Here is a 22,095-nt window from a genome sequence, read left to right on the forward strand (position 1 = left end):
TTCCAGCATTATCTTTTTGCCCTCGGAGGAACTGCGCTTGGCATCGAGCAAACGCGAGCAATTGATCACTACCGCCCAAGAGCTGTTCTATCGGGTGGGCTATCACGCCACCGGCATTGATCGAATTCTGGCCGAGTCCGGGGTGGCGAAGATGACCCTGTACAAGCACTTCCGCTCCAAGGATGAGCTGATTCTGGCTGTGCTGGCTGCGCGCCAGCAGGTGATGCTCGAGCAGTTGCAGGCGCTGCGCCTCAACCTGCCGCCGCGTGAGGCGCTACTGGCGACCTTCGATGGCCTGCATGCCTGGATCCATCAGGAGGATTTCTGCGGCTGCAGCTTCATCAACGCGGCGGCCGAGTTCCAGGCGCGCGAGCATCCCATTCACCGCCAGGCGGCGCAGGTCAAAGCGGAATTTGCCGACCACTTCCGGCAATTGCTACAGGCCATGGCGGTTGCTCAGCCACAGCAACTGGCCAATCAGTTGCAGTTCCTGCTGGAGGGCGCCTTGAGCATGGCGCACCTGCAGGGTCCGGCTGATCAGGCGCAGGAGGCCAAGGCCGCTGCCGAGGCGCTGCTCGCTCTTGCCGGCGCCTGATTCAATCGTTTCCGCCCAGCAGACGCGACTCTCCGGCTTCGATCGCCTGCAGCGGGCCAGAGAGCAGTACCGCATCGCCTTCCTGCAGTAGCGGGTCGCTGTCTAGTGACAGGTTGTTGCCATCGCGGCGTACGGCCTGTACTTCCAGGCCCAGTGCTTCCAAGGCCAGGCTTTGCAGGTGCTGGCCGCAGCCATGGGCACTGGTCGGCAGGTTTACCGCATGCAGCAGCACCCGTGGTTGACCCTGGGCATCCAGCAGGTTGGCCTGGGCGCCATGATAGAAGCCGTGCAGCAGGCGATAGCGGCTGCGGCGCACTTCATCCATGTGCATCTGTACCCGATGCTCGGCTACGCCCAGCAGTACCAGGGCGTGGGAGGCCAGCATCAGGCTCGACTCCAGGACTTCCGGCACCACTTCGGTGGCGCCCGCGGCCTGCAGTTCTGCCAGCCGGCTGTCGTCGCGGGTGCGCACCAGAATCGGCAAGGTGGCGCATTGCAGGCGTACCTGCTCGACTATCGCCAGGGCCGCGTCAGCCTTGTCTACCGCCACCACCACCAGGCGCGCCCGGGCGATGTCGACCGCTTCGAGCAGTTCGCGGCGGCGTGAGTCGCCGTAGTGCACGTTCTCCTCACCGGCACAGGCTTCCTCGACGCGTACCGGGTCGTCATCGAGGGCGATAAACGGCAGATGCTCGCGCTGCAGAAAGCGCGCAATCGACTGGCCAACCCGGCCATAGCCGCAGATCACTACGTGGCCGCGGAGTTCGCTGCTACTGCGGGCGATTTCTTCGATCTGGCTTTGCCGGCTCGTGCCGGCGTGCAGGCGCCTGGCTAGCAGCGGGGCGCTGCGCATGAGCAGGGGCGTGAGTGCCATCGAGCAGAAGGCGGCGGCCAGGAGCAGGCTGCCACTGCGCTCATCCAGCAGTTTTACCTGATGCATGAGGGCAACCAGGGCGAAGAAGAGTTCGCCAGCCTGGGCCAGGGACAGTCCTGTGCGCCAGGCGGTTTCGCCATCCTCACCGCGTAGCTTGACCAGTGCTGCGATCAGCAGACCTTTGATGGCCAGCAGGCTGAGGGTCACGCCGAGAATTGTCCAGCCATGCTCGGCGAACAGGCGCAGATCAATCAGCATGCCCACGCTGACGAAAAACAGACCGAGGAGGATGTCGCGGAAGGGGCGGATATCCGCTTCGATCTGGTGGCGATAATGGCTCTCACCGAGCAGCATGCCAGCGAGAAAGGCGCCGAGTGCCATGGACAGCCCGAGCAGGTGGGTGAGCCAGGCAGTCAGCAGGACGATGACCAGGGCCAGCATGACGAAGAGTTCCGCCGAATGAGCCTCGGCGACTTCGTGGAACAACTTCGGCAGCAGCCAGCGACTGGCCAGCAACAGGCCGAAAAAGAGCAGGGCGGTCTTGCCCAGGGTCAGCGGCAGGGCCCAGTACCAGGGATCGTCACTGCTACCGGCGATGGCGGGCACCAGGGTCAGCAGCAGTACGGCAACCAGGTCCTGGAACAGCAGCACGCCGATCGCGTTCTGCCCGTGGCCGCTGAATATCTCACCCAGGCTGCTCAGCTCCTTGCTGACGATGGCCGTGGATGACAGCGCCAGGCCCAGCCCCAGCAGCCCTGCAATGGCCGCTGAAAGGCCGAACAGATACAGCGTGCCACTCAAGGCGGCGCCACACAGCAGCACCTGCGCGCTGCCCAGGCCGAACACGGTATGGCGCAGGGCGAGCATGCGCGGCAGGGAAAACTCCAAGCCCAGGGTGAACAACAGGAACACTACGCCCAGTTCGGCCAGGCGGGGCAGGTCTTGCGAGTGACTGATCCAGTTCAATGCTGTCGGCCCGATCAGCAAGCCGACACACAGATAGCCGAGTACTGGTGGCAGGCGCAGGCGGCGAAACAGGGCGATAACCACCAGTGAGCAGGCGAGAATGATCAGCAGGTCGGCGAACAAGATACTTCTCCCTTGGTTGCCAGCGAGCATGCCCAAGCCATTGGTCGGCGTCCATGACAACAGCCGCGTCTGTTGATCCAGGGCAAGCCAGACCGTTTGTCGCGGGCGGCTCAAGTTTTCTTCTGCCGGGCCGTCAACGGATTGAATGTCCTACACCGGTACACCGCCATGAATGGTCTGGCCTCGCTGTCACCCTCTTTCTCCGGCTCTTCGCCGCTGAATAACCAGTCCGGCTCGCGCTCTGCGGCTAATAATGCGCAGAACACGCTGGCCAATCGTCTTGCCGAACGCCTGGGCCTGCAGCCAGGGGCGCTGAATGGCAAGCGTGATGATTTCAGCCCAGACAAGGTGACGGAGCGGGTCATCGGCTTCATCGACCAGCGTCTGAAGCGCGAAGCAGCTGCGGGCGCAGACCCGCAGGAGCTGCAAGCCGTGCTCGACCAGGCCCGCGAAGGTGTGGAAAAGGGCTTTGCCGAGGCGCGCAAGATTCTCGAGGGGATGGGCGTGCTGCAAGGTCAGGTCGCCGAAGATATCGATACGACCTACGACAAGATCCAGGCCGGTTTGCAGGGCCTGCAGGACGGGCTGCTGTCCACCCCGGCCGCCAATAGCGGCGGTGCCGTGGCGGTGGCGGGTTACAGCGAGCGTTTCGCTGCTATGGCGGAAACCTTCGATATGCAGGTGACCACCCGTGACGGTGATCGACTGAGTATTTCCATCGCCCAGGCATCGGCCAGCTGGTCGCAGACGAGTGTAGCCGCGGCGAGCAATGGCAACGGTTCTGCGCTGGTGGCCAGCAACCAGTCCGGTAGCATGCAGATCGGGGCCTGGCAGGTGACAGTCGAGGGCGAGCTGGATGCTGAAGAGCGTGCAGCCCTGGAGGATCTGTTCGGTCAGGTACAGGACCTGTCCAGCAAGTTTTACGCGGGCGATCTCGCCGGTGCTTTCGATCGGGCCATGCAGCTGGACATGGATGGCACGCAATTGGCCTCGATGTCTCTGAGCCTGACCCAGACCAGTGTGCGCCAGGCTACCGATGCCTACAGTGCCGTGGCCGAGCAGGGTGGCCAGCCCGCCAGCGCAGTCAACGGTGCGCTGGTCGATTACGCCCAGGGTCTGCTGGATGCCTTGCGCAGCGCTAACGAGATTGCTGACGATGCCAAGGGCACTCTGCAGCAGTTGCTCGACGGTGGTTTCAGCCTCGACGAACGTTTCGGCGAGTCCCTGCTGGACAAGGCCAAGGCGCTCAATGAGCGCTTGCTGGATGGCCTGCAAGGCCTTCTGTCGCCTGAGGCCGACCCCGTCGTTGCCTGATGGCGGTGTAAACTTGCAGCTCTGAGTGCTGCAAGAGACACCTGCCATGATTCCCGAATGCCAACTTTTCGGCACCCTGGGCTGCCACCTCTGTGAGGTGGCAGAAGCAGTGCTGATGCCTTTCGTTGAACACGGCCTGCTGGTCGAGCTGGTGGATATCGCCGATCGCGAAGACTGGGTCGAAGACTATGGTCTGCGTATCCCCGTGTTGCGCCGCTGCGACAACGGCGCCGAGCTGGATTGGCCATTCGAGGCCGAGCAGGTGGCGCACTTCCTGCGTTAGCTCTGTCGTGGTCACTTGTGTGCTTGATATTTAAAACGGGTGATGCGTATTTTGTACGCAGTGCAGTACACACGCCCCGTGAATAACAAGGACCAGAGTCATGACCACCGACGGCTGCAGTTCGCTCCTAGAGCGCTTGACCGGCATCAACGAAGTTGAATGTGTAACCCCGGACCTGAATGGCGTGCCGCGAGGCAAGGTCATGACAGCCGAGGGTTTTCTCGAAGGGCGTCGGCTGCAGCTGGCCCGTGGGGTGTTGCTGCAGTGCATCATGGGCGGTTACCCGCCCGCACGCTTCTACGGCAGTGATGATGGCGACCTGCAGCTCAGTAGCGCGCCGGAGCGGGTGTTCTGCTTGCCCTGGAGCAATCCGCCAAGGGCCATGGCGATCTGTGATGCGGACGAGCTGGATGGACGCAGCTCCGGCTTGTCTACCCGCGGCCTGCTCAAGCGAGTCCTGGCGGCGTATGCCGAGCACGGCTGGGAGCCTGTGGTGGCTACCGAGCTGGAGTTTTTCATCTTCGACAAGCACAGCGACCCCTGTCAGCCTTTTCAGCCGCCCGTGGGCCTGGATGGGTGCCGCGAGAGCGGCTGCTCTGCGTTCAGTGTGTCATCTGCCAACGGGTTGCGGCCGTTCCTCGATGAGGTCTACAGCAGCATGGCGGCCCTGGGGTTGCCGCGCGATACCTTCATGCATGAAATGGGCGTCAGTCAGTTCGAGATCAATCTGCTGCATGGCGATGCCTTGCTGATCGCCGATCAGACCTTCCTGTTCAAGCACCTGCTGCGCGAAGTAGGGCTCAAGCATGGCCTCAATGTGGTGTTCATGGCCAAGCCGCTGGCGCATACGCCCGGCAGCTCGATGCATATTCACCAGAGTGTGGTCGAGCAGGTGGCGGGGCGGAATATCTTCACCGATGCCGTCGGCGAGGCGACACCAGCGTTCTATCACTTCATTGGCGGGCAGCAGGCAGCGCTGGCCGAGTTTGCCCTGCTTTTTGCGCCCAACGTGAACTCCTACCAGCGTTTCTGTCACCCCTACGCGTCACCGAACAACGCCTGCTGGTCGAATGACAACCGTGCGGCGGGTTTGCGCATCCCGGCCAGCGCACCGGTGGCGCGGCGGGTGGAGAACCGTCTGCCGGGTGCGGATGCCAACCCCTACCTGGCCTTGGCGGCAAGCCTGGCTGCCGGGCTGCATGGCCTGCGCGAGCAGGTGCAGCCGACTGCGCCGATTCAGGGGGAGTTCGAGGTACCGGAAGGGCAGAGCCTGCCGTGCACCCTGCATGCGGCACTGGTGCGCCTGCAAGGCAGTCAGTTGGCGCGGGAGTGGTTTGGTCAGGAGTTCATCGAGGGCTATATCGCCAGCAAGACGCTGGAGCTGAGCAGCTTCCTCGATGAGATAACCCCGTGGGAGCGTCGCGTGCTGGCGGGGCAGGTTTAGTTCGCGCTTGGCGGCTCTGCGCGCAGAGCCGCTAATCGTCGCTGCGGCGGGCCTCGCGCTGCAGCTGGTAGACGAAACGTTCAACCTGGCGTTGCTCCAGGCCGCTCATGCGGTAGAAGCGCATGCCGGTGAAGCTCATGCCGGTTTTTTCATCGAAGTACAGGTGACGCAACTCTGCCGAGGTGGTCATCGCGCCGAACGGCAATTGTATGCGCAAGCCTTCATACACCTGGCCCGGTTGCAGGCGTGAAGTGATGTCGCCCTGGAAGCGCAGTTTGCAGCCGGTGGCGGAGATATCCAGTACCTGCCCCTTGAGGGCTGGCGTCAGCTTGCTGCCGGATAGTTCTACGCTGAGCAGTTGGCCGGCGCTGAGGTGGGCACGGAATGCATTGCGCCGCTGATGGTAGATGATCCGCTCTGGCAGATGCCCCCAGTAACAGCGGGCACCTTGTAGGTCACCAATCTTTACCGGGTCTTCGCATTCCCAGGCAATCCGCACGCCGTCGTGGAGGGCTTCGACGTGAAAGGTCTCGCCGGCAGCGAAAAACCGTTCGCCGTCATTTGGCACCAGTTCGTCGAAGGCCAGTACGCCGCGCTCGCGATTCACCTCGATCAGATAGCTCTGAAAGCGCTGGCTGCGATCCTTGAACGTGATGATCAGCGGGTCGTGGCTCTGTTGCAGCAGGCGCAGGTTGGCAAAGACTTCCAGGGGCGCGGTGAGCACCTTGGGAGGTTGTGGGCCATCTTCCTCGTTGAATGCATTGGACACGGTCCAAAAATCTCCAGGCACAAATTATTGCGGCAGTAGAATACTGGCATATTGCCGGTATGTCCTGCCGTACTGAATCGTTAGTTCAGGCTTGGCTGAGCGGGCGCTGCTGGCCGATTCTAGCGGCCCCGCCACGGCTGTCATAGAGGCCCGGTGTCTCGCCGCCGCGCAAAATGCCGAGCACGCTGGTCAGTGAGGCCTGATTGGCACGTATGACGCGGCCGTTGCGCTGGTTGGCGTCGCGGCAGTTGGACAGGAGCTGATTCAGTGCGTCGCTGCGGGCAAGCAGTATCTCACCATCCGGGCTGCGTGCTGCCAGGGCCTGCAGGCCTGCGCGATCTGCGCTCAGCTGCTGATCGAGCAGAATTTTGCTGCGCGCGGTGCTGTGCTGATCCAGGAGGCTAAGCAGTGGGAGTTTGCTGGCGAGGATTTCCTGCAGGCGGGACAGGTCGCGTTGACCCAGGGCCTGGTATTCGGCATCGATCAGCTCAAGCAGCTGCTGGGCGCTGTCGATATCCTCGGTGACAAGTTGGAGCAGATTGGTGTCGTGCATCGCTGGCTCTGGGGATTGGGCGTCCAGTCTCCCCAGCGCAGCCCTTGGACTAGCGCTGGGATTCGAAATCGAGCAGTTTGCCGGCAACGCGCTGGTTGTCGACCTGGTAGCTGCCCTCGGCAATCGCTTGCTTGAGTTTGGCCACGCGTTCTTTATCGACGGTCGGCAGGTCGCGCAGCTTGTCGCTGACTTTTTGCAACTGCTGAGCCTCGCGGCTGAGCTGTACGGACTCGCCGGTTTTCGCCGTGCTGGCCTGCTCTTCAGCAGTCGGCAGGGCGGTGGGCTGATTGTTTACGGCTTCGTTACGGCCGCTGGACTGGGTGCTACCGGTCCGCCCTGCATTGGCGGGTGTGGTGGCATTGTTCAGCCGGTTGAAGTCGATAACCATGATTCAAACCTCGGACGGTATCTGGACGCTTGCCAAGCTTGTCGGCTGGACCCGTCGAAACTTTAGGGTGCTTTGTGTGCGTTTTTTAACAGTGTAGGAAACCCTTGGCCAATAGCGCTACAAGAATCATGCCTACATCTCTACCTCAACCTGTCCGGGCCCCACTACACGCGCCCTGACAGTGCGTTGCGAGCGCTGGTTACGAATGTTGATCTGCTCGCCGAGAACCCCATCGGAGAGGGCTTCGCCAGGCATGCGTACGCTGATCGTACCACTACGTGCGGTGATCACAACCTGATCGCCACGGCGAATCGACTCAGCCACTTCCAGGGTCGTAGGGGTCAAAACCTGATCGGCCTGCAGGGGGCGTGTCAGTTTTTTGCCGATGGCCTGCGCGGCGTCGGTCAGATAGCCTCGGCTGAGAGGTCCGATGTCCTGTTCCATCATGCTCACGTCCGCCGGTTCCAGTACTTGATCGCGCTTGAGGGGGCGGGTGGCCACGACGATTGGGCGGAACAGGCGCACCTGGGCGGGGACGAATACCGTCCAGGGTGAACTGCCTTCGCAACTGACTTTGACGGTAACGCGACCCACCGGCTGCGCTGGGCTTTCCAATGTTTGCGTCAAATCACTGTCGCAAGCTGCCAGGCGTAGCCGTGGGTCGAGCGGATTGATACGAATCTCATAACGCGCCTGGATTTCGCTACGCTCTAAATAGTCTTCTACGGTGAACTCAAGAAAGCCTTCGCTGGCGCCGATAAGTTCTTCAGGTAGCGTGTATGACCCGGCCTGCAGCGAGCTGTAGCCGAGCAGGCACAAAGCAGGTAAAACTCCAGCAAGAGTGCGGCGTTTTGCCATCAGGTGTCGGAAAAGTGTCGTTATCGCGTTCATGCTGACTGCAAAGCAAGGCTCGTGCCGCCTGCTACGCTAGAGCAAGGCGTCCGGTTACATACAATAAAAGGAGTCTGGGCATGGCCGGAGTATTGGACTCGGTTAACCAACGTACTCAGTTAGTCGGGCAGAATCGATTGGAGTTGCTGCTGTTCCGTCTTGAGGGGCAGCAGTTGTATGGGATCAACGTATTCAAGGTGAAGGAGGTGCTGCAATGCCCCAAGCTCACCATCATGCCCAAGTCCAGTCGGGTGGTGCGCGGTGTTGCCAATATCCGCGGCGGCACTATCCCGATCATGGATCTGTCCATGGCGACCGGACGTGCCGGGTTGGATGACCTGAAGAACAGTTTCGTCATCATCACTGAGTACAACACTAAAGTTCAGGGATTCCTGGTGCGTTCGGTCGAGCGCATCGTCAACATGAACTGGGAAGAAATTCATCCGCCACCCAAGGGTACCGGGCGCGACCATTACCTGACGGCAGTGACGCGCGTGGACAATCAGTTGGTGGAAATTATCGACGTGGAGAAAATCCTCGCCGAAGTCGCGCCCATGTCCGAAGCCATTTCCGTGGGTGTGGTGGATGTCGAAACTCAGGCCAAGGCGGTGTCGCTGCGTGTCTTGATCTGTGATGACTCCTCGGTGGCACGCAAGCAGGTGTCCCGTTGCCTGGAAAGCATCGGTGTCGAAGTGGTCGCGCTCAATGACGGGCGACAGGCCTATGATTACCTGCGCAAGCTGGTCGACGAGGGCAAGCAGCCGGAGAAAGAATTTCTCATGCTGATTTCCGATATCGAGATGCCGGAAATGGACGGCTATACCCTGACGGCGGAGATTCGTGCCGATCCAAGGATGCAGAAGCTGCATGTGATTCTGCATACTTCGCTGTCCGGTGTGTTCAATCAGGCGATGGTCAAGAAGGTGGGGGCGGATGACTTCCTGGCGAAGTTCCGGCCGGATGACCTGGCTTCCCGTGTGGTTGAACGCATCCGTGTCGCAGATGGGGGCTGAGGGCGCTGCCTTCGGTAGTAACTATGTATGGTGAGGCGGCATTAGTGTCTTCAGGCAATTTGGATTTCGAGCAGTTCCGGACCTTCCTGGAGAAGGCGTGCGGTATTTTGCTGGGTAGCAATAAGCAGTACCTGGTTTCCAGCCGTCTCAACAAGCTGATGGAACAGCAAGGCATCAAGACGCTTGGCGAGCTTGTGCAGAAAATGCAGACGCAGCCGCGCGGTGGCCTGCGCGAGCAGGTCGTGGATGCCATGACCACCAACGAAACCCTGTGGTTCCGTGATACCTACCCCTTCGAAGTACTGAAGAACAGGGTCTTGCCGGAGATGATCAAGGCCTCGCCGAACCAGCGTCTGCGCATCTGGTCGGCAGCCTGTTCTTCTGGGCAGGAGCCTTACTCGTTGTCGATGACCATCGATGAGTTCGAGAAGAGCAACCTGGGGCAGCTCAAGGCGGGTGTGCAGATTGTCGCTACCGATCTGTCACCATCGATGCTGACCAACTGCAAGTCGGGTGAATACGACAGTCTGGCAATGGGCCGCGGGTTGTCGCAGGAGCGTCTGCAGCGCTATTTCGACCCTAAAGGTCCGGGACGCTGGGCCATCAAGGCACCGATCAAGAGTCGCGTGGAGTTCCGCCCGCTAAACCTGCTGGAAAGCTATGCGGCACTGGGCAAGTTCGACATCGTGTTCTGCCGCAACGTGCTGATCTACTTCTCCGCCGAGGTGAAGAAGGACATCCTCACGCGCATCCATGCCACGCTGAAGCCAGGGGGCTATCTGTTCCTCGGTGCGTCCGAGGCGTTGAATGCTCTGCCGGATCTGTATCAGATGGTGCAATGCAGTCCGGGGATCATCTACAAGGTGAAATAGCAGCGGAGTGGTAGCGGGAAGCAAGCGGGAGGCCAGTGGCCTCCCGTTTTCGTTTGAGCGGCAAATGATCTGTCCGGGATTGCCGCTTGCCTTGCCCATAGCGGAAAAGCTTTGCCGCTTGCCGCTCTTTTGATTGCCATATTTATTCTAATTTATTGATAAATAAGGGAAATAAATATTGGCATAGCCTTTGCTAAATATCTGGCACGGCACCACCAGATCGCCTAACGGCAAAGGTTCAAGGTCATGAGCATCAGTTTCGACAACGCACTCGGCATCCATGAAAAGGCACTCGGCTTTCGCGCCCAGCGCGCCGAGGTGCTGGCCAACAATATCGCCAACGGCGATACGCCGAACTACCGAGCCCGCGATCTGGACTTCGCCGCCGTGCTGGCTGAGCAGAATGACAAAACCTCGCGCAAGCAGGTCGGTCTCAGCCGTACCGACAGTCAGCACATTTCGGCTGCGGGCATCGAACTGGCCGACCCGGCCTTGCGCTTCCGTACCCCGTTCCACCCGTCCATCGATCAGAACACCGTCGACATGCAGCAGGAGCAAGCCAGCTACGCCGAGAATGCGGTGCAGTTCCAGGCCAGCTTCACCCTGCTCAACAGCAAATTCAAAGGGCTGGTCGGCGCCCTGCGCGGCGAATAAGGGAGATACCTAACATGTCACTTGCCAGTGTCTTCAACATTGCCGGAACCGGCATGAGCGCGCAGAGCACTCGCCTGAACACCATCTCCAGCAACATTGCCAACGCCGAGACGGTGTCTTCCAGCATCAACCAGACCTACCGTGCGCGCCACCCGGTATTCGCCACCATGTTCGAGTCGAGCATGCAGGGCGACCGTGGTTCGCTGTTTGCCGACCAGGACGAAGCAGGGCGCGGCGTGCAGGTGCTGGGCATTGTCGAGGACCAGAGCAGCCTGATGCCGCGCTACGAGCCGAACCATCCGGCAGCCGATGAAAAAGGTTACGTGTACTACCCGAACGTCAACGTGGTCGAGGAGATGGCCGACATGATTTCTGCCAGTCGCGCCTTCCAGACCAACGTGGAAATGATGAATACCGCCAAGCAGATGATGCAGCGCGTACTGACCCTGGGCCAGTAAGCCGCGAACGAGGAGCAAGACCATGAGCGTTAGTGGCGTCAGTTCGGCCCTGGATCAATACCAGATCAAGCAGGACACCACCCAAAACAAGGAGCTTGGCAAGAACGAGTTCCTTAATCTGCTGGTGGCTCAGTTGAATAACCAGAATCCGCTGGAGCCGCAGGGCAACAGCGAGTTCATCGCCCAGTTGGCGCAGTTCAGCCAGGTCGAGGGCATCGAGAAGCTCAACACCAGCATGGGCTCGCTGCTGTCCGGCTATCAGTCCTCGCAGGCTCTGCAGGCTTCGTCGTTGGTCGGGCACAAGGTGATAGTGCCGACCGACAAGGCCGTGGTGGATACCGCGGAAACCTTCAAGGCCAGCCTGGTTCTGCCGGTCACCAGCAGCAACGTCTACGTCAACGTCTATGACAGCGCAGGCGCCAGCGTGAATCGGATCAACCTGGGCCAGCAGGCGGCCGGCAGTGTCACCTTCATGTGGGACGGCAAGGATGCCAGCGGCAAGGTCATGCCGCCTGGCACCTACAAGTTCGAGGCGCAGGCCAGCTATGCCGATGGCACCAAGGGGCTCTACACCCTGCTGCCGGCCAACGTCGATAGCGTCACCCTCGGTCAGAACGGTGGTGAAATGTTACTCAACCTCGCTGGTCTGGGCAGCGTGCCGCTGTCGCAGGTCCAGATGATCGGTCAATAACGCACAGATCGTAAGCGCCGGCAGTAACGGCAAAGGAGTCTTCCATGGGTTTCAATATCGGTCTCAGCGGCTTGCGCGCGGCCACCAGTGACCTCAACGTCACCGGTAACAACATTGCCAACGCCGGCACGGCGGGTTTCAAACAGTCGCGGGCAGAGTTTGCCGACGTGTATGCCGCCTCGGTGCTGGGCAGCGGCTCCAACCCGCAGGGCAGTGGCGTGCTGCTGGGCGATGTGTCGCAGCTGTTCAACCAGGGCAACATCAACTACACGCAGAACTCCCTGGACTTGGCCATCAACGGCAACGGCTTCTTCCAGACCAGCAACAATGGCGAGATCAGCTACACCCGTGCCGGTTACTTCGGCACCGATCGCGACGGCTACATGGTCAACAACTTCGGCTATCGCCTGCAGGGTTATACCGTGGATGCCAATGGCAATCTGCAGAATGGCGTGGTGGATGACCTGCGTATCCAGACAGCCAGTCAGCAGCCACAGGCGACTTCGTCGATTACTCAGGTGTTCAACCTCAACTCGACCAATGTGCGCCCAGGCAATGCCGGTACCTCGGCGGCGCCGACCTTTGACCCGTCCGATCCGCTGACCTACAACTCGTCGACCTCGCTGAATATCTATGACAGCCAGGGCAACTCCCACGTGATGACCCAGTACTTCGTCAAGGACGATGCCACTGCGGTCTCCGGCGGGCAGAACACCTGGGTCATGCATGTGCTGATCGATGGCCTCAACCCGCTCGATCCGCAGGACGCGGCCAACACGCCGATGTCCTTCAACGTGGCGTTCGATACTTCGGGGCAGTTGAGCACCATTACCGACACCGTGGGCGGCACTGCAGGCACCGGTTATTCGATTGACCCGCTGACCAACGAAATCACCTTCCTCTCCGATACCACGGGTGCGGCGGGTGACGGCTGGATTCCGGCCACTGTCGATACCACCGGTGCTTCACCTACCGGCTTTGTCTGGAACGGTGCCCTGGGCAGTACCGACAACATCACCTTCGATCCGCGCGGCACGACCCAGAATGCCAGTGCCTTTTCCGTCAGCAGCGTCAGTCAGAATGGCTTCACCACTGGCCAGCTGTCCGGTCTGGAGATCGACGATACGGGCGTGATCTTCGCTCGCTACACCAACGGTCAGTCCACCGTTCAAGGGCAGGTGATACTGGCCAGCTTCGCCAACATGCAAGGGCTGACGCCGGTAGGCAAGACTGCCTGGGTGCAGTCCTTTGCCTCCGGCGAGCCGGTCATTGGTACGCCGCGCACGGGCACCCTGGGCGCCCTGCAGTCCGGCGCGCTGGAAGACTCCAACGTCGAGCTGTCGGATCAGTTGGTCAACCTGATCGTGGCGCAGCGCAACTACCAGGCCAACGCCAAGACCATCGAGACCGAAAGCGCCATCACCCAGACCATCATCAACCTGCGTTGATCGATGTGGCTCGGGCGACGGCTTGCCGCCAGCGGCAAGCCGTCGCCGTCTGTCTTCAATAGAGGCTCCTTCGGGAGCCTTTTTGCTTTTAATAATTCCTTTGTTATCAGATATATACGATTGTTTTTCGAGTGTGGCACGGCGTTTGCTGAATAGCTTGCAACAGAGTAGCGAGCGGCAAGCGCCGACCCTCGGAGAACACCATGGACAAGATGCTGTACGTCGCCATGACCGGTGCCAGCCAGAACACCCTGGCCCAGCGTGCCCACGCCAACAACCTGGCGAACATTTCCACCAATGGCTTTCAACGCGACTTCGAGCAGGCGCGTTCCATGCCGGTGTTCGGCGAGAGCTACCCGGCGCGGGTGTTCGCCATGAGCGAGCGCCCCGGCACCGACTTCACGCCGGGCACCCTGCAGGAGACCGGACGCGAGCTGGATGTCGCAGTCGATGGCCAGGGCTGGATCGCCGTGCAGTCTGCCGATGGCAGCGAAGCCTACATACGTACCGCCAGCCTGCAGATCGATGCCCTGGGCCAGCTGCGCACCGGCAATGGTTTGCCGGTTCTCGGCAATGGCGGGCCGATTGCCGTGCCGCCGGAGCAGAAGGTGGAGATCGGTCAGGATGGCACCATCAGCATCCGCGCCCTCGGCGAGGCGCCGAGCGTGATGGCCGAGGTTGACCGCATCAAGCTGGTCAAACCGGACCTGCAGAACATGGAGAAGGGCACCGATGGCCTGATCCGCGTCAAGGACGCCACCCAGCCACAGCTGGCCGATGCCAACGTGCGCATGACTTCCGGTTTCCTCGAAGCGAGCAACGTCAATGCCGTGGAAGAGATGACGGCGATCCTCTCGCTGTCTCGCCAATTCGAACTGCACGTGAAGATGATGCGTACCGCCGAAGAAGGCGCTACCGCCATGGCACGGGTCATGCAACTCAGCTAATTACCAACGCGAAGTGCCGTAAAACCGGCACTCGAGGAGAACACTATGCTTCCGGCACTCTGGGTCAGCAAAACCGGCCTGTCCGCTCAGGACATGAACCTGACGACCATTTCCAACAACCTGGCGAACGTCTCGACCACCGGGTTCAAGCGCGATCGCGCCGAGTTCGAGGACCTGCTCTACCAGATCCGTCGCCAGCCCGGTGGCCAGTCCAGCCAGGACAGCGAGCTGCCTACCGGCCTGCAACTGGGTACCGGTGTGCGGATTGCCGGCACCCAGAAGATCCATACCCAGGGCAGCCTGCAGACCACCGAGCAGCCGCTCGACATGGCCATCAATGGCCGTGGTTTCTTCCAGGTTCTGCTGCCGGATGGCACCGTGTCCTACAGTCGTGACGGCAGTTTCCACCTGGACGCCGATGGCCAGATTGTTACCAGCCAGGGCTTAGCCCTGGAGCCGGCCATCGTCCTGCCGGCCGAGGTGCAGACCTTTACCGTGGGCGAGGATGGCACTGTCTCGGTCACCACCTTCGGCAACCCGGCGGCGCAGGTGATCGGCAATATCCAGACTGCCGACTTCGTCAACCCGGCGGGTCTGCAGTCCATCGGCAACAACCTGTTCCTGGAAACTGCGGCAAGCGGCGCGCCGCAAGTCGGTACCCCAGGCCTGACCGGTCTCGGCGTGATGCTGCAGAACACCCTGGAAAACTCCAACGTCAGCGTGGTCGAGGAGCTGGTGAACATGATCACCACCCAACGTGCCTACGAGATGAACTCCAAGGTCATCTCCACCTCCGACCAGATGCTGTCCTTTATTACCCAGAATCTTTAACACGCGTTTCCGGGCCTGGCTCGGCAAGCGTCTAAAGCAACAAGAACGCCGTGAGGTAGTGGTTATGAACCGGCTGATGATTCTTCTTACCGTGCTGAGCGCCACCGCCCTGAGCGGCTGTGTGTCGCCACCACCGAAGCCGGACGATCCCTACTATGCCCCGGTGCTGCCGCGCACCCCGCTGCCGGCTGCGCAAACCAGCGGCGCGATCTATCAGGCGGGTTTCGAAACCAATCTGTATGACGACCGCAAGGCCTATCGTGTGGGCGACATCATCACCATCAGCCTCAGCGAGCGGACCCAGGCGAGCAAGTCGGCTGGCTCGAATATGTCCAAGGACAGCACCACCAGTCTCGGATTGACGTCTTTGTTTGGCGGCGGAGTGTCCGTTGATAACCCCAGCAGTGGCTTGAATCCACTCGATGCTGCCAGGCTCAGTCTGGATGCCAGCTACAGCGGCACCCGCGAGACTGAAGGCGACAGCGCCGCGGACCAGAGCAACAGCCTGTCCGGTTCGATCACCGTAACCGTCGCTGAAGTGCTGCCCAACGGCATCCTCGCCGTGCGTGGCGAGAAGTGGCTGACCCTGAATACCGGCGATGAGCTGGTACGCATCGCCGGCCTGATCCGCGCTGACGATATCGCCACCGACAACACCGTATCCTCGACCCGCGTGGCCAATGCCCGGATCACCTACTCAGGCACCGGCACCTTTGCCGATGCCAGCCAGCCGGGTTGGTTCGATCGTTTCTTCATGAACCCGCTGTTCCCGTTCTGACCAGGTATCGATCATGAAGCGACTGATTTCCGCCCTCTGCCTGCTGCTTGCCGCCAGCACCGTGCAGGCCGAGCGCCTGAAGGACCTGGCCAGCATCCAGGGCGTGCGCGCCAACCAGTTGATCGGCTACGGCCTGGTGGTCGGCCTCAACGGTACCGGTGACCAGACCACGCAAACGCCGTTCACCCTGCAGACCTTCAACAACATGCTGGCGCAGTTCGGCATCAAGGTGCCGGCGGGTGGCGGTAACGTGCAGCTGAAGAACGTTGCCGCGGTGTCCATCCACGCCGAGCTACCGCCGTTTGCCAAGCCGGGGCAGACCATCGACGTAACCATTTCCTCGATCGGCAACTCCAAGAGCCTGCGCGGCGGCAGCCTGCTGCTGGCGCCACTGAAGGGTATCGACGGTAACGTCTACGCCGTAGCCCAGGGCAATCTGGTTGTAGGCGGTTTCGATGCCGGCGGCGCCGATGGCTCGCGCATTACCGTCAACGTTCCGTCCGCCGGACGTATTCCTGCCGGCGCCACGGTGGAGCGGCCGGTGCCGAGTGGCTTCGAGCAGGGCAACAGCCTGACGCTCAACCTCAACCGCCCGGACTTCACCACGGCGAAGAATATCGTCGACCAGATCAACGGTCTGCTCGGCCCAGGCGTAGCGCAGGCCATCGATGGTGGTTCGGTTCGCGTCAGTGCGCCGCTGGACCCCAATCAGCGCGTGGATTACCTGTCGGTGCTGGAAAACATCGAAGTGGAGGCGGGGCAGGCGGTGGCCAAGGTCATCATCAACTCGCGCACCGGCACCATCGTCATCGGCCAGAACGTGCGCGTACAGCCGGCTGCGGTGACCCACGGTAGCCTGACCGTGACCATCAGCGAAGACCCCATTGTCAGTCAGCCCGAGGCCTTCTCCGGCGGGCAAACGGCGGTGGTGCCGAACTCCAAGGTGGATGCCGTGCAGGAAGCCAAGCCGATGTTCAAGTTCGGCCCCGGCACCACCCTGGATGAAATTGTCCGTGCGGTGAACGAAGTAGGCGCCGCACCTTCCGACCTGATGGCCATCCTCGAGGCGCTCAAGCAAGCCGGCGCACTCCAGGCTGACCTGATCGTGATCTAAAGGAGGCGGCCATGGATTCCAAACTTGCAGCCGCCGGCCTGGTCAGCGGCAAACCCTACGACAGCGGCGCCTACACCGACCTGAACCGGCTCAACCAGTTCAAGGTCGGCGGCGACAGCGATGGCAACATCAAGAAGGTGGCGCAGGAGTTCGAGTCGCTGTTCCTCAACGAGATGATGAAGGCCATGCGCTCGGCGAACGCGGTGTTCGCCGAAGGCAACTTCATGAACAGCAACGAGAGCAAGACCTACCAGGACATGCACGACCAGCAGTTGGCCGTGACCATGTCGAAAAGTGGTGGCGGTATCGGTCTGGCCGATGTGCTGGAGCGCCAGCTGTCGAAGATGAAAGGCGGCGACAAGGCCCGCCCGAATCCCTTCGCCCAGGTTGCCGAGCAGGCGTCTGCGAGCGCCACGGCCCAAGGTTTCAACAACGAGGCGGCAGCGTCTGGGCGTGATGACACCTCAATGCTCAATCAGCGTCGCCTGAGCCTGCCGAGCAAGCTCACCGATCGCCTGCTGGCTGGCATCGTCCCGGCCAGCGCCGAGGCCGAGGCGCAGCCCCTGGCGGGCGCCGACTGGCTGGTTGGGCAAACCGGCAAGGTAGCCAAGGGTGAGACGCTGAAGCTGGCAGATAGCGATGCCATCAGTGGTCGGCGTATCGCCCAGCCGCCGCTGGCGCCGGGTAAGTCGGCGTTCCGTTCGGCCGAAGAGTTCATCGCCACCATGCTGCCGATGGCTGAAGAGGCCGCGCAGAAGATTGGCGTCGATGCTCGCTACCTGGTGGCCCAGGCCGCGCTGGAAACTGGCTGGGGCAAGTCGATCATTCGCCAGCAGGATGGCAGCAGCAGTCACAACCTGTTCGGCATCAAGGCTCATGGCGGCTGGCAGGGCGATTCGGCGCGGGTGCTGACCACCGAGTACAAGGGCGGGGAGGCGGTCAAGGAAGCGGCGTCGTTCCGTACCTACGAATCCTTCCAGCACAGCTTCAACGACTATGTGAGCTTCCTGCAGGGTAACGGCCGTTATCAGGAAGCACTGGCGTCTACGGACAACCCGGAAAGCTTCGTGCGCGAGCTGCAAAAGGCCGGTTATGCCACCGACCCGCAGTACGCCCGCAAGATTAACCAGATCGCCCGCAAGATGCAGACCTATCAAGCTGTAGCTGCCGTCGACAGCTCGACCACGAGGACCTGAGGCTGAGTTATGGCTGACCTACTGAGTATTGGCCTGTCCGGGCTTTCGGCGAACAAGACTTCGCTGGCGGTCACCGGCCACAACATCACCAACGTCAATACGCCTGGGTTTTCCCGACAGGACACGATCCAGGCCACGCGCGTCCCGCAGTTCAGTGGTGCCGGCTACATCGGTTCGGGTACCACGCTGGTCGACGTGCGGCGTATCTACAACGAGTTCCTCACCACCCAGGTGCGTACCAGCACGGCGCTGAACAGCGACGTGAACGCCTACCTGAGTCAAATTAACCAACTTGACTCGCTGCTGGCCGGCAGCACCACCGGCATCACGCCGGGGCTGCAAAGGGTCTTCGCGGCGTTGCAGACGGCGGCGGAAGACCCGGCCAACATCCCGGCGCGGCAGTTGGTGCTGTCCGAGTCCGAAGGCCTGGCCAAGCGGTTCAATACGATTTATGACCGCCTGTATGAGCAGAATGCGTTCATCAACAAACAGCTCGAGGCCGTGACTGATCAGGTCAACCAGTTGGCCAACTCGATTGCCGGCTACAACGATGCCATCGCCGTCGCAGGTGCCAATGGCCAGCAGCCGAACGACCTGCTGGATGCCCGCGAAGAGGCGGTGCGCCAGCTTTCAGAGTTCATCGGTGTCACCGTGGTGCCGCAGGATGACAATACCTACAACCTGTTCATTGGCTCCGGCCAGCCGCTGGTAGTGGGTTCTACTGCCTCGCAACTGGCTGTAGTGCAAGGGCAGGCGGACCCCCTGCGCAGTGAAGTCGAGTTCATCAGCGGCAACTCGCGCCAGGGCATCACCTCGCTGATCACCGGTGGCGAGATGGGCGGGCTGATTCGCTACCGCGAAGACGTGCTCGACGAGACGCTGAATTCGGTGGGGCGCCTGGCGCTGTCCGTTGCCGACCAGATCAATACCCAGCTGGGGCAGGGGCTCGATCTCAAGGGCAACTTTGGCGAGCCGCTGTTTCGCGACATCAATGACCCGACCCTTTTGACCCAGCGCAGCCTGGCGCGGGTTGGCAACAGCGATGGCACGGCCAACCTGAACGTGCTTATCGAGGACACCACCACGCTGACCACCAGCGATTATGAAGTGGAGTTCACCAGTGCCACCGAGTACACGGTGCGCCGCATTTCTGACGGGCAGATGGTTTCTGCCCTCTATGACGACGATGCCGATCCGGATACCCCGCTGGTGGCGGCGCCGGCACCCTACGACATCACCAGCGGCACGCCGCTGATCTTCGATGGCTTCTCGATGAATGTGGCAGCCGGCACCTTCGCGGCCGGCGACAAGTTCCGCATCATGCCGACCCGCAACGAAGGCAGCTACATTCGCTCCGACCTGACCAACGCCCAGGAGTTGGCGTTCGCCTCGCCGCTGAAGGCAGAAACCAGCCCGGCCAATATCGGCAATGGCACCATTACCCAACCGAGCCTGATCACTCAGATCAATATCTACGATCCGGTGGCCCAGGCCGGCCTGGAGAACAGCCTGCGTACCGCGCCGCCGCTGCGTATCGTGTTCACCTCGACCACCGACTACGATGTGGTCGATACCACCGGTGCGGTGCTCAGCAGCAACACCATCGTGCCGGGGCAGAACAACACCCAACAGATTACCGCCGGTATTGCGCCGGATGATTTCACCTTCGACTTCACCATCAGCGGCCGCCCGGAGACGGGGGACAACTTCACCATCTCGTTCAACACCAATGGCGTATCCGACAACCGCAATGCGCTGAAACTGGCGGATCTGCAGAACAAGACGACGGTCGGTATCGATCCGAACTTCCCGGCAACCACCGGTACGAGTTTTACTGATACCTACGGTGACCTGGTCGAGCGGGTCGGCACCCTGACCAGCCAGGCGCGGGTCGATGGCGAGGCGACTACCTCAATCCTCAAGCAGGCGACCGACAACCGCGATTCGGTATCGGCGGTGAACCTGGATGAGGAAGCGGCAAAGCTGATTCAATTCGAACAGTACTACCAGGCTTCGGCGCAGATCATTCAAGTCGCGCGGTCCTTGTTCGATACCCTTATCAACACCTTCTAAAGCCGGACAGCCATCATGGTCATGCGTATCTCTTCCATCCAGGCTTTCAATAACGGTGTCAACGGCATTGGCCGCAACTATTCCAATGTCATCCGCACCCAGGAGCAGATCAGCAGCGGCAAGCGCATCCTGACTCCGGCCGACGACCCGGTGGCTTCGGTGCGCCTGTTGCAGTTGCAGCAGCAACAGTCGTTGCTCGGGCAGTACAAGGAAAACCTGACTGCGGCCAAGAACAGCCTGACCCAGGAAGAGACCACCCTCAACTCCGTCAATACGGTGCTGCAGCGTATCCGCGAGCTGGCCGTACAGGCCGGTGGCGGTGCCCTGTCGGCGGAGGATCGGCAGTCGATCGCCAAGGAACTGGAAGAGCGCGAGGGTGAACTGCTCAACCTGATGAACAGCCGTGACGCCCGCGGTGAGTACCTGTTTGCCGGTTTCCTCGGCAAGACCGAGCCTTTCGTGCGCAATCCGGATGGCACCTACTCGTATTTCGGTGACGAAGGGCAGCGCAGCCTGCAGGTCGCCAGTTCGACCACAGTCGCAATCAACGACAACGGCAAGCGCCTGTTCGAGGATGTGACCAACGCCAACCGTGTGCTGAGTACCGGGGGTATCGACAATGCCGCTCTGGCTGGTCAGGTGCCGCCATTGCCGGCGACGACGATTCCGCCGGTCGCCAGTGCCGATCAGCGCGTCTTCATGTCGACGGGGCTGGTCAATGATAACGATGCCTTCAACAGCACCTTCCGGGCGGGCGAGCCTTATTCCCTGGCCTTTGTCAGCGGCAATGAGTTCCGCATCTATGACGCCGCCGGGGCGGATGTAACCTCGGAGGTTCCGGGTGGTGGGGTGATCGATCCGCTGGCCAATGGTGGCAACGTGATCAACTTCCGTGGCATGCGTTTCCAGCTGGACGTGGTGCTGCAGGAGGGCGATAACGAACAGGACCTGGATAACCTCCTGGCGGATATCCAGCCGCCTGCCGTGGCGGGCTCTCCGGGCATCGGCACGCACAGCTTCACCCTGGAGTCGGCGCCTACCGAGTTCGCGGTGACACGCGCCTCGACCAACCCGTCCACGGCCGTGATCAGCGGCGGTACCATCAGCAACCAGGCCGTCTTCAACTCGCAGTTCCCGACCTCGGGTGTGGTGTTGCGCTTTACCAACGCCACTGACTACGACGTCTACTCACAACCGGTTGGGCCGAGCAGTACGCCGATCGCCACCGGTTCGGCTCCTGGGCCGTATCCGGCAACGGTCAGCGTCTTCGGTGTGGACTTCAGTCTGAGTGCGGCGGCGGCTGCCGGTGACGAGTTCGGCGTGCAGCCGCAGTTCCAGGAAAAGCGCAGCATTCTCAACAGCATTTCCCGGTTACGCCAGGCGTTGGAGTCGTCACCGACCACCACGGTTGGCAACCTGGCGATCCGCGATGAGGTGGCCATTGCCTTGACCAACCTGGACAACGGCATCGGCCAGGTCCTGGAAGTGCAGACCGAGATCGGTGCCCGCCTGAATCTGGTTGACTCCACCGAGGTCGACAATGAAGACGTCACCCTGGTCAACAAGGCAGTCCAGGCCGAGCTGAGTGAGCTGGACTATGCCGAGGCGCTTTCCCGGCTGTCTTTCCAGACCGTGATTCTGGAAGCTGCGCAGCAGAGCTATGTGAAGATCTCCGGGCTCAATCTGTTCAACCAGTTGCGCTGATACACATCGCCGTATCTGTCTTGGCTGGGCCTCAGACCGGTTCAGCGCTTTTTCCGTTTCTTCTGGCGTATTAATTGCTAACTTGCTCAGACGATGCTGAAAAATTGACGGAAGCA

General features: G+C 61.2%; 22 protein-coding genes. 17 read left to right on the forward strand and 5 right to left on the reverse strand.

The window, feature by feature from the left end:
- The first annotated feature begins 37 nt into the window (after positions 1-37).
- Entirely contained in the window at positions 38-595 is a 558-nt protein-coding gene (locus HNE05_RS08900) for a TetR/AcrR family transcriptional regulator (protein WP_173205809.1), read from the forward strand.
- Between the two features lies 1 nt (position 596).
- Here the strand turns inward: HNE05_RS08900 and HNE05_RS08905 are convergent, their stop codons facing one another.
- Positions 597-2,558, reverse strand: coding sequence for a monovalent cation:proton antiporter family protein (locus tag HNE05_RS08905; protein ID WP_173205812.1), 1,962 nt, complete (start codon positions 2,556-2,558; stop codon positions 597-599).
- A gap of 168 nt (positions 2,559-2,726) precedes the next feature.
- Here HNE05_RS08905 and HNE05_RS08910 point away from each other — a divergent pair, with 168 nt between their 5' ends.
- The 3 genes from HNE05_RS08910 to HNE05_RS08920 all read left to right on the forward strand — a co-directional run bounded on the left by HNE05_RS08910 (position 2,727) and on the right by HNE05_RS08920 (position 5,599).
- Entirely contained in the window at positions 2,727-3,872 is a 1,146-nt protein-coding gene (locus tag HNE05_RS08910) for a DUF5610 domain-containing protein (protein WP_173205815.1), read from the forward strand.
- 46 nt (positions 3,873-3,918) lie between these two features.
- Entirely contained in the window at positions 3,919-4,155 is a 237-nt protein-coding gene (locus HNE05_RS08915; RefSeq protein WP_173205818.1) for a glutaredoxin family protein, read from the forward strand.
- A gap of 100 nt (positions 4,156-4,255) precedes the next feature.
- Positions 4,256-5,599 carry a glutamine synthetase family protein gene (locus tag HNE05_RS08920; protein WP_173205821.1) on the forward strand — a complete coding sequence of 448 codons (1,344 nt, stop codon included), beginning with the start codon at positions 4,256-4,258 and terminating at the stop codon, positions 5,597-5,599.
- Positions 5,600-5,630: 31 nt separating this feature from the next.
- On the opposite strand, the gene HNE05_RS08925 is transcribed toward HNE05_RS08920, so the two are convergent.
- The 4 genes from HNE05_RS08925 to flgA all read right to left on the reverse strand — a co-directional run bounded on the left by HNE05_RS08925 (position 5,631) and on the right by flgA (position 8,200).
- The gene (locus tag HNE05_RS08925; RefSeq protein WP_173205824.1) at positions 5,631-6,368 is read right to left on the reverse strand and encodes a flagellar brake protein; all 738 of its coding nucleotides are present in this window, start codon (positions 6,366-6,368) and stop codon (positions 5,631-5,633) included.
- 85 nt (positions 6,369-6,453) lie between these two features.
- Positions 6,454-6,921, reverse strand: a complete 468-nt coding sequence (locus HNE05_RS08930; RefSeq protein ID WP_173205827.1) for a flagella synthesis protein FlgN — start codon at positions 6,919-6,921, stop codon at positions 6,454-6,456.
- Between the two features lie 49 nt (positions 6,922-6,970).
- Positions 6,971-7,309, reverse strand: a complete 339-nt coding sequence (gene flgM / locus HNE05_RS08935; protein ID WP_173205830.1) for a flagellar biosynthesis anti-sigma factor FlgM — start codon at positions 7,307-7,309, stop codon at positions 6,971-6,973.
- A 132-nt stretch (positions 7,310-7,441) separates the two neighbouring features.
- Positions 7,442-8,200 carry a flagellar basal body P-ring formation chaperone FlgA gene (gene flgA / locus HNE05_RS08940; RefSeq protein ID WP_173205833.1) on the reverse strand — a complete coding sequence of 253 codons (759 nt, stop codon included), beginning with the start codon at positions 8,198-8,200 and terminating at the stop codon, positions 7,442-7,444.
- 80 nt (positions 8,201-8,280) lie between these two features.
- Here flgA and HNE05_RS08945 point away from each other — a divergent pair, with 80 nt between their 5' ends.
- The 13 genes from HNE05_RS08945 (at position 8,281) to HNE05_RS09005 (ending at position 21,979) form a co-directional block, all read left to right on the forward strand.
- Positions 8,281-9,213 (forward strand): chemotaxis protein CheV, encoded by a 933-nt coding sequence (locus HNE05_RS08945; protein WP_173205836.1) that lies wholly within the window; start codon positions 8,281-8,283, stop codon positions 9,211-9,213.
- A gap of 44 nt (positions 9,214-9,257) precedes the next feature.
- Positions 9,258-10,085 (forward strand): protein-glutamate O-methyltransferase CheR, encoded by an 828-nt coding sequence (cheR, locus tag HNE05_RS08950; protein ID WP_173205840.1) that lies wholly within the window; start codon positions 9,258-9,260, stop codon positions 10,083-10,085.
- Between the two features lie 246 nt (positions 10,086-10,331).
- Positions 10,332-10,739 carry a flagellar basal body rod protein FlgB gene (gene flgB, locus HNE05_RS08955; protein WP_173205843.1) on the forward strand — a complete coding sequence of 136 codons (408 nt, stop codon included), beginning with the start codon at positions 10,332-10,334 and terminating at the stop codon, positions 10,737-10,739.
- A gap of 14 nt (positions 10,740-10,753) precedes the next feature.
- On the forward strand, positions 10,754-11,197 hold the full coding sequence (gene flgC, locus HNE05_RS08960) for a flagellar basal body rod protein FlgC (RefSeq protein WP_160079313.1): 444 nt from the start codon (positions 10,754-10,756) through the stop codon (positions 11,195-11,197).
- A 22-nt stretch (positions 11,198-11,219) separates the two neighbouring features.
- Entirely contained in the window at positions 11,220-11,888 is a 669-nt protein-coding gene (gene flgD / locus HNE05_RS08965) for a flagellar hook assembly protein FlgD (RefSeq protein ID WP_173205847.1), read from the forward strand.
- 44 nt (positions 11,889-11,932) lie between these two features.
- Positions 11,933-13,336 carry a flagellar hook protein FlgE gene (gene flgE, locus HNE05_RS08970; protein WP_173205850.1) on the forward strand — a complete coding sequence of 468 codons (1,404 nt, stop codon included), beginning with the start codon at positions 11,933-11,935 and terminating at the stop codon, positions 13,334-13,336.
- A gap of 203 nt (positions 13,337-13,539) precedes the next feature.
- Positions 13,540-14,283, forward strand: a complete 744-nt coding sequence (locus tag HNE05_RS08975; protein ID WP_173205853.1) for a flagellar basal body rod protein FlgF — start codon at positions 13,540-13,542, stop codon at positions 14,281-14,283.
- 45 nt (positions 14,284-14,328) lie between these two features.
- Positions 14,329-15,114: a flagellar basal-body rod protein FlgG gene (flgG, locus tag HNE05_RS08980; protein ID WP_173205856.1), complete on the forward strand. Its 786-nt coding sequence runs from the start codon at positions 14,329-14,331 to the stop codon at positions 15,112-15,114.
- Positions 15,115-15,178: 64 nt separating this feature from the next.
- Positions 15,179-15,892, forward strand: coding sequence for a flagellar basal body L-ring protein FlgH (gene flgH, locus HNE05_RS08985; protein WP_173205859.1), 714 nt, complete (start codon positions 15,179-15,181; stop codon positions 15,890-15,892).
- 13 nt (positions 15,893-15,905) lie between these two features.
- A complete protein-coding gene (locus HNE05_RS08990; protein ID WP_173205862.1) occupies positions 15,906-17,006 on the forward strand; it encodes a flagellar basal body P-ring protein FlgI in 1,101 nt (366 codons plus the stop codon).
- An 11-nt stretch (positions 17,007-17,017) separates the two neighbouring features.
- Positions 17,018-18,202, forward strand: a complete 1,185-nt coding sequence (gene flgJ, locus HNE05_RS08995; protein WP_173205865.1) for a flagellar assembly peptidoglycan hydrolase FlgJ — start codon at positions 17,018-17,020, stop codon at positions 18,200-18,202.
- Between the two features lie 9 nt (positions 18,203-18,211).
- Positions 18,212-20,275, forward strand: coding sequence for a flagellar hook-associated protein FlgK (flgK, locus tag HNE05_RS09000; protein WP_173205868.1), 2,064 nt, complete (start codon positions 18,212-18,214; stop codon positions 20,273-20,275).
- A gap of 15 nt (positions 20,276-20,290) precedes the next feature.
- Entirely contained in the window at positions 20,291-21,979 is a 1,689-nt protein-coding gene (locus HNE05_RS09005; protein ID WP_240008838.1) for a flagellar hook-associated protein 3, read from the forward strand.
- Positions 21,980-22,095 lie beyond the last annotated feature (116 nt).

It is taken from the genome of Pseudomonas campi, from assembly GCF_013200955.2.
GTDB classification, from domain to species: Bacteria; Pseudomonadota; Gammaproteobacteria; order Pseudomonadales; family Pseudomonadaceae; genus Aquipseudomonas; species Aquipseudomonas campi.

Bases quoted from the DNA above. Each gene is read 5' to 3' on its own strand.
- flgE (WP_173205850.1), top strand. From the start codon at position 11,933: ATGGGTTTCAATATCGGTCTCAGCGGCTTGCGCGCGGCCACCAGTGAC.
- HNE05_RS08920 (WP_173205821.1), top strand. From the start codon at position 4,256: ATGACCACCGACGGCTGCAGTTCGCTCCTAGAGCGCTTGACCGGCATC.
- flgC (WP_160079313.1), top strand. From the start codon at position 10,754: ATGTCACTTGCCAGTGTCTTCAACATTGCCGGAACCGGCATGAGCGCG.
- flgK (WP_173205868.1), top strand. From the start codon at position 18,212: ATGGCTGACCTACTGAGTATTGGCCTGTCCGGGCTTTCGGCGAACAAG.
- flgG (WP_173205856.1), top strand. From the start codon at position 14,329: ATGCTTCCGGCACTCTGGGTCAGCAAAACCGGCCTGTCCGCTCAGGAC.
- HNE05_RS08915 (WP_173205818.1), top strand. From the start codon at position 3,919: ATGATTCCCGAATGCCAACTTTTCGGCACCCTGGGCTGCCACCTCTGT.
- HNE05_RS08945 (WP_173205836.1), top strand. From the start codon at position 8,281: ATGGCCGGAGTATTGGACTCGGTTAACCAACGTACTCAGTTAGTCGGG.
- flgH (WP_173205859.1), top strand. From the start codon at position 15,179: ATGAACCGGCTGATGATTCTTCTTACCGTGCTGAGCGCCACCGCCCTG.
- HNE05_RS08930 (WP_173205827.1), bottom strand. From the start codon at position 6,921: ATGCACGACACCAATCTGCTCCAACTTGTCACCGAGGATATCGACAGC.
- flgB (WP_173205843.1), top strand. From the start codon at position 10,332: ATGAGCATCAGTTTCGACAACGCACTCGGCATCCATGAAAAGGCACTC.
- flgA (WP_173205833.1), bottom strand. From the start codon at position 8,200: ATGAACGCGATAACGACACTTTTCCGACACCTGATGGCAAAACGCCGC.
- flgM (WP_173205830.1), bottom strand. From the start codon at position 7,309: ATGGTTATCGACTTCAACCGGCTGAACAATGCCACCACACCCGCCAAT.
- HNE05_RS09005 (WP_240008838.1), top strand. From the start codon at position 20,291: ATGGTCATGCGTATCTCTTCCATCCAGGCTTTCAATAACGGTGTCAAC.
- HNE05_RS08990 (WP_173205862.1), top strand. From the start codon at position 15,906: ATGAAGCGACTGATTTCCGCCCTCTGCCTGCTGCTTGCCGCCAGCACC.
- HNE05_RS08910 (WP_173205815.1), top strand. From the start codon at position 2,727: ATGAATGGTCTGGCCTCGCTGTCACCCTCTTTCTCCGGCTCTTCGCCG.
- flgD (WP_173205847.1), top strand. From the start codon at position 11,220: ATGAGCGTTAGTGGCGTCAGTTCGGCCCTGGATCAATACCAGATCAAG.
- HNE05_RS08975 (WP_173205853.1), top strand. From the start codon at position 13,540: ATGGACAAGATGCTGTACGTCGCCATGACCGGTGCCAGCCAGAACACC.
- flgJ (WP_173205865.1), top strand. From the start codon at position 17,018: ATGGATTCCAAACTTGCAGCCGCCGGCCTGGTCAGCGGCAAACCCTAC.